8 protein-coding genes are annotated in these 6,380 nt (G+C 68.9%); all 8 read right to left on the bottom strand.

All coding sequences use genetic code 11. The annotated features are described in order from the left end of the window. The coding region (gene parC / locus IM632_RS04420; RefSeq protein ID WP_296547651.1) for a DNA topoisomerase IV subunit A at nucleotides 1–1,347 on the bottom strand (1,347 nt) is incomplete at its 3' end. A gap of 79 nt (nucleotides 1,348–1,426) precedes the next feature. Next, on the bottom strand, nucleotides 1,427–2,158 hold the full coding sequence (recO, locus tag IM632_RS04425) for a DNA repair protein RecO (protein ID WP_296482186.1): 732 nt from the start codon (nucleotides 2,156–2,158) through the stop codon (nucleotides 1,427–1,429). A gap of 9 nt (nucleotides 2,159–2,167) precedes the next feature. Then, nucleotides 2,168–3,100: a GTPase Era gene (gene era, locus IM632_RS04430; RefSeq protein WP_296482189.1), complete on the bottom strand. Its 933-nt coding sequence runs from the start codon at nucleotides 3,098–3,100 to the stop codon at nucleotides 2,168–2,170. Beyond that, the gene (gene rnc, locus IM632_RS04435) at nucleotides 3,097–3,804 is read right to left on the bottom strand and encodes a ribonuclease III (RefSeq protein ID WP_296482231.1); all 708 of its coding nucleotides are present in this window, start codon (nucleotides 3,802–3,804) and stop codon (nucleotides 3,097–3,099) included. Before rnc ends, era begins: the two co-directional genes overlap by 4 nt. Then, the gene (lepB, locus tag IM632_RS04440; RefSeq protein ID WP_296482191.1) at nucleotides 3,801–4,565 is read right to left on the bottom strand and encodes a signal peptidase I; all 765 of its coding nucleotides are present in this window, start codon (nucleotides 4,563–4,565) and stop codon (nucleotides 3,801–3,803) included. Before lepB ends, rnc begins: the two co-directional genes overlap by 4 nt. A gap of 73 nt (nucleotides 4,566–4,638) precedes the next feature. After that, nucleotides 4,639–5,040 (bottom strand): holo-ACP synthase, encoded by a 402-nt coding sequence (acpS, locus tag IM632_RS04445; protein WP_296482194.1) that lies wholly within the window; start codon nucleotides 5,038–5,040, stop codon nucleotides 4,639–4,641. After that, a complete protein-coding gene (locus IM632_RS04450; protein WP_296482199.1) occupies nucleotides 5,037–5,795 on the bottom strand; it encodes a pyridoxine 5'-phosphate synthase in 759 nt (252 codons plus the stop codon). Before IM632_RS04450 ends, acpS begins: the two co-directional genes overlap by 4 nt. After that, nucleotides 5,792–6,376: an orotate phosphoribosyltransferase gene (gene pyrE / locus IM632_RS04455; RefSeq protein ID WP_296482203.1), complete on the bottom strand. Its 585-nt coding sequence runs from the start codon at nucleotides 6,374–6,376 to the stop codon at nucleotides 5,792–5,794. The genes IM632_RS04450 and pyrE overlap by 4 nt, the downstream gene beginning before the upstream one ends. Between the last annotated feature and the right edge of the window lie 4 nt (nucleotides 6,377–6,380).

Consider the following 6,380-nt stretch of genomic DNA (forward strand, 5'->3'; position numbering starts at 1 on the left):
AGCGTGCTCACGCCGCAACTCCATCTCCTCCAGCCGGGCCAGTTGCCGCAGCCGGGTGTTCAGAATGGCCTCGGCCTGCAGGTCGGACAGGTCAAAGGCCTCGATCAGCTTCGCCTTGGGCTCGTCCTCCTGGCGGACGATACGGATGACCTCGTCCAGGTTCAGGAAGGCGATGATCAGGCCGTCGAGGATGTGAAGCCGCGACTCGATGCGCGCCAGCCGGTGGCGGGCCCGGCGGACCACAACCTCGCGCCGGTGGTCGAGGAAGGCCTGGAGCAGAGCCTTCAGCCCCATCACGCCCGGCGCGCCCCTGGCGTCGATGACGTTCATGTTGACCGGAACCCGCGCCTCCAGGGCGGAGAGTCTGAAGAGGCTCTCCATCAGGACCTCGGGCTCGACGTTGCGGGACTTGGGCTCCAGCACCAGGCGAATGTCCTCGGCGCTCTCGTCCATGACGTCGCCCAGCAGGGGCGCCTTCTTGGCCTCGATCAGCTCGGCCAGCTGCTCGACCAAGTCGGCCTTCTTCACCTGGTAGGGGATCTCGGTGACGACAATGCGCCACAGGCCCCTGCCCAGGTCTTCCCGGGTCCACCGCGCGCGCACCCTGACCCCGCCCCGGCCGGTTTCGTAGGCTTCCATGAGGCTGGCCGGCGACTCGACGATAACCCCCCCGGTGGGAAAGTCGGGCCCGGGCGCCACTTCCAGAAGCTCGGCCGTCGTGATGTCGGGTTGGTCAAGCAGGCGCAGGCAGGCCTCGATCAGCTCGGAGACATTGTGCGGCGGGATCGAGGTCGCCATACCGACGGCGATGCCGCTGGAGCCGTTGGCCAGGAGGTTCGGGAAACCTGCAGGCAGGACGACCGGCTCTTCCTCCTCGCCGTCGTAGGTGGCGCGGAAGTCGACGGCGTCCTCGTCTATGCCCTCAAGCAGGAGCTGGGCGGCCAGGGTGAGCCGGCACTCCGTGTAGCGCATGGCCGCGGCGTTATCGCCGTCGATATTGCCGAAGTTCCCCTGGCCATCCACGAGCGGGTAGCGCTGGGCGAAGTCCTGGGCCAGGCGCACCAGGGCCTCGTACACGGCGGAGTCCCCGTGCGGGTGATACTTGCCGATGACGTCGCCGACGACCCGGGCGCACTTCTTGGCCGTCGCGGTCGGGTCCAGGCGCAACTGCCGCATGGCGAACAGGAGACGGCGGTGGACGGGCTTGAGGCCATCGCGCACATCCGGCAGGGCCCGCCCCGTGATGGTCGAGAGTGCATAGGCCAGGTACCTGCGCGACAGGGCCTCGCTCAGCGGCTCATCAATGGTGCGGTCGCCCTCGGGGGGCGGAGCAAGGGTGTCGGTCATCAGGCGATCGGCGTCGAATCGGCGGCGGCGCCGCCAGACCCTGCTTAGGCTTCGCAGACCGCGGCGTCATCCCGCAGGATCAGAGGCGGCCCGCTTCAGTCAGCTTGTCCACAAGCCAGACGCGCGCCGCCGGCAGCGGACGGTTCAGGGCCGAGAACAGGCAGCGGTCCAGAAAGTGACCGGTCAGGGTCAGGCCGTCCCCGATGTCTCCCGGCGAAAGGCCGCCCTGGGCCGAGAGCAGGAAGGGCGGGAGGCGCAGGAGGCGGTCGCGGTAGGGCTCGCCGGCGGCCCGGCTCACGGCCCTTCCCGTCCGGGGCGAGACCCAGACGAGGTCGTCGACGGACCCCGTCGCCGCGCATCGGGACAGGTCCATTCCGAAGCCCAGGGCCTGCAGGATGCCCGCCTCAAAGCGGACGTAGACGGCGGGCCAGACGCCGTTATGCCGAAGAGCGCCGGACAGGGCCTCGAAGGCGGCGAAGGCGCCGGGCTGGGGTTCGCGCTCAGGCAGGACGCCGGCGGCCACTGCTGCGGCGGAAGCTAGGCCCGCCAGGGCCAGGGGATCATCGAAAAGGTCAGAGGGATCGGAGCCGGCCGGCTCGAGGCTGGCCGAGCCCAGCTGCTCGCTGGTCCGGGCCCGGAACCGGGCGGTCACCCGTGTCCCGGGCTGCAGGAGGGGCCGGATTCGGCGGGAGCCACCGCCGGCGATAAAGGCCGCATAACGTCCGTGGGAGAGGGTCAGGAGTTCAGCGATGGCCCCGTTCTCGCCGTGGGACCTGGCGGACAAGAGGAAGGCTTCGTCCTCGAACTCCACGCCCCGCCCCTAGGCCTCGAAGTCGAGGCCGACGTCGCCGTAGAACTCCCGGCGATCGGCCCAGCGCTCGTCCACCTTGACCGTGAGGAACAGGTGAACCGGACGGTCGAGCAGCTCGGTCAGTTCCTCGCGCGCCTTCTGGCCGATCCACTTCAGGGTCTGGCCGTTCTTGCCCAGGACGATCGGCCTCTGGCTCTCGCGCTCGACATAGAGGGTCTGCTCGATGCGGACAGAGCCGTCTTTTCGCTCGCTGAACGCGGTGGTCTCCACGGCCGCCGCATAAGGGAGTTCTTCGTGCACCCGCAGGTAGACCTTCTCCCGGGTGATCTCGGCGGCGAGGAGACGCACGGGAAGGTCCGCCGTCTGCTCTGCGGGATAGAGCCAAGGACCTTCGGGCATAAGTTCAGCCAGGCGGCGAAGCAGGTCGTCAACGCCCGAACCATCAGCCGCCGAGATCATGAAGACCTCGGAATAGACGCCGGTCTCGAAGAGACGGGCGGACAGGGCCAGGAGGCGTTCCCGCTTGACGCCGTCGATCTTGTTCAGCGCAAGGATGGCCTTGCGGCCCGACGCCTTCAGGCCGGTGATGATGGTCTCCACGTCCTCGTGCGCCTTGCGGTCGGCGCCGCGGGCCTCGCCGGCGTCCACCGCCAGCTCGGCCTGGACATCCACGAGGTGCACCACGGCGTCGGCCTCCTCGGCTCCGCCCCAGGCCGAACGCACCATGGCCCGGTCGAGCCGTCGGCGCGGAGTGAAGATGCCGGGCGTGTCCACCAGGACGATCTGGCTCTCGCCCGACAGGGCGACCCCGCGGACCGGGAAGCGCGTGGTCTGCACCTTTCGGGTCACGATGGAGACCTTGGCCCCGACCAGGCGGTTGGTCAGGGTGGACTTGCCCGCATTGGGCGCGCCGATGATGGCGGCGAAGCCGGCGCGGGTCATGGCTGAATGTTCTCCCTTTCCAGGAATAGCGCGGCGGCGGCCTTCTCGGCCTCGCGCTTGGAGCGGCCCGTTCCCGCAGCAGCTTCCCATCCCGGAAGCCGGGCCTCGATCGTAAATCGAGGATCGTGCGGCGGACCTTCGGCGGCCACCACGACGTAGGCCGGCGGCGGCAGGGCCAGGCTCATCGCCCACTCCTGGAGCCGGGTCTTGGGGTCACGGTCGGGACCGGCGTCCAAGCTAGCCGCGAGGTCTCCCCAGCCCGCCTGGAAGAAGGACCGCGCGGCCTCTTGGCCACCGTCGAGATAGAGGGCCGCCATCAGGGCCTCGCAGGCGTCGCCGAGCACCCGCTCGCTCTCCCGGGCGCCGATCCTGGCGGCGCTGGCGTCCAGTCGGAGGGCGTCTGGCAGGCCGATGCTGCGCGCCACCTCGGCGCAGGCGCCGGAATTGACCAGTCGGTTGAGCCAGCGCGCGAGTTCGCCCTCCCGCGCCGCCGGGAACGCCCGGCACAGGTGCTCGGCCGCCATGAGGTTCAGGACACGGTCCCCGAGGAACTCCAGCCGTTCATTGTCACGGCCAGGGGCGCCGCCATTGCCGACGCTGGCGTGTGTCAGGGCGCGCTCAAGGAGATCACGGTCGGCGAAAACGTGGCCAATCCGCGTCTCAAGCGCCGCGACCGCGACCTTCCGCCTGTCCGGGCGCGTCAGTGCAGCACCTTTCCGAAACGGCTGGGCCGCAGGTTCAGCACCCAGGTCCAGGGCTTGAAGAGCGAGGCGCCTGGGGACCAGGAGAGCAGGACCAGACGCGCCTTGCCGACCAGGTTCTCCTCGGGGACCAGGCCCACGCCGATCTCTGTGGGCAGCCGGCTGTCGGCGGAGTTGTCCCGGTTGTCGCCAATGAAGAAGTAGTGGCCCGGCGGGACGATGACTTCGGGCGTATCGTCCAGGTCCCCGTCGGCCCCGAAGTCGTTCGTCATGTACCGCCGGCCGCCTGGCAGGGTCTCCTCGACCCGTGCCACCGGACGCATGAGACCACTGCCGCCGGTTTCAGTGACGAGTTCCGTCTGCCGCCGCTCCACGGGTTGGCCGTTCAGGTAGAGCAGGCCCTGGCGCATCTGCACCCGGTCTCCGGGCACGCCGATCAGGCGCTTGATGTAGTCGGTGCGGCCATCCCGGGGCAGCTTGAAGACGATGATGTCTCCCCGCTCGGGCGCCTTCGACAGGATCCGGCCCTCGAAGAGCGGGGGGCTGAACGGGATGGAGTGACGCGACCAGCCATAGTCGAACTTGGTCACGATGACATAGTCTCCCTCGTAGAGGTTGGGTTCCTCGGACGCCGAGGGGATCGTAAAGGGCTGGAACAGCAGCACCCTCAGGAACAGCGCGATCAGCAGGGCTACCGCGACTGTCTTGAGGATCTCGATCGTCTCGTTGCGGTCGCCCGGAGGCGGAAGGGTCGTCTCGGTCATGGGGAATCCGGATGAACGTTACCGCGGGACATACCGCAAACCGGCCCGCCCGTGGGTGAAAACTTGGCGAATCCTAGGCCTCGGGCAGAGCCTCAATGATCACGAAGGCCTGGGCGTAGGGGTGGTCGTCGGTCATGGACAGGTGGATCACCGCACGATGGCCCGGTGGGGTCAGTTCCGCCAGCCGGGCCGCCGCGCCGCCGGTCAGCGCCAGGGTGGGCTGGCCGGACCGCAGGTTCACCACGCCCATGTCGCGCCAGAAGACCCCTCGCCTCAGGCCCGTTCCCAGAGCCTTGGCGCAGGCTTCCTTGGCGGCGAAACGCTTGGCGTAGCTTGCGGCGGCGTCGGGTTTGGCCTCGGAGCGGCGTCGCTCGATCTCGGTGAAGCACCGATTGCGGAAGCGGTCGCCAAACCGGTCCAGGCTGGCCTGGATGCGTCGGATGTCGCTGAGGTCCGAGCCGATCCCGAGGATCACGCCGAGGCCTCTGCCCGGGCTTCATCCATCAGGAGCCGCATCCGGTGGATGGCCTGCGCCAATCCGATGAAGACGGCCTCGCCCACCAGGAAATGGCCGATGTTGAGCTCTGTGACCTGGGGAATGGCGGCGATCGGTTTGACCGTCTCGAAGTCGATGCCGTGACCAGCGTGGACCTCCAGGCCTAAGCGCGTCGATTCGAAGGCGGCGATCTTCAACCGCTCCAGCAAGGCCGGCGCCTCGAGCGACCGTTCGCGCACTGCGTCGCAATAGGCGCCGGTGTGAAGCTCCACCACCTGGGCGCCGGCGCGCCGGGCGGCGGCGGCCTGGGCTGGATCGGCGTCGATGAAGCAGGAGACGCGGATGCCCTCGCCAGCCAGACGCTGGACCACCGGAGCGATCCGGTCGAACCCGCCCAAAAGGTCAAGGCCGCCCTCGGTCGTCACTTCTTCCCGCCGTTCCGGCACCAGGCAGGCCGCATGCGGCAGGTTCCGCAGCGCAATGGATTCCATTTCGGCAGTGACCGCCATCTCGAAGTTCAGCGGCACACCCCGCTTGCGGGTGATATCCGTGAGGGCCTCGATATCGGCGTCTGAGATATGCCGGCGATCCTCGCGCAGATGGGCGGTGATCCCGTCGCAACCTGCGGCCATGGCAAGCTCGGCGGCGCGCACCGGACTTGGATAGTCGACCCCGCGGGCATTCCGCAGGGTGGCGACATGGTCGATGTTCACGCCGAGACGCAGACGGCTCATTTCGAGAGCCGCCGGCTGCCCGGGTCCTCGACGGGGATGGCCGCCAGCTCCGGGGGCAACTGGTCAGCGGGATAGGCCGGCACATCAAGCTGGGCCAGGGAGACCAGGGGCGCGCCGGGATCGGCCCGGCCACCGGACCGGTCGACGATGCAGGCGGCCACCACGACATTCCCGCCCGCCTTGCGGATCGCCTCGACGCACTCGCGCGACGACAGGCCGGTGGTCACGATGTCCTCGACCATGGCCACCCGCGCGCCCTCGGGGATTTCAAAGGCCCGCCGGAGCCGGAATTCTCCCCCTTCCCGCTCGACATAGACCGAGGGGACGCCCAGGTGGCGGGCCGTCTCGTAGCCCGGGATGATCCCCCCCACGGCCGGGGAGACGCAGATGTCCACCTCGCCCACCTCGGCGCGGATCCTTGCGGCCAGGGCGCTGCAGAGGCGCTCGGTCCGGTCAGGATGCTGGAAGACCAGGTTCTTCTGCAGGAAGACGCCGGAATGCAGGCCGCTCGAGAGCACGAAGTGGCCTTCACGCAGGGCGCCGGCGGCGCGGAACTCGTCGAGGACCTGTTCGGTGTTCATGGGG

This window comes from Phenylobacterium sp. (assembly GCF_020402505.1).
Taxonomy (GTDB): domain Bacteria; phylum Pseudomonadota; class Alphaproteobacteria; order Caulobacterales; family Caulobacteraceae; genus Phenylobacterium.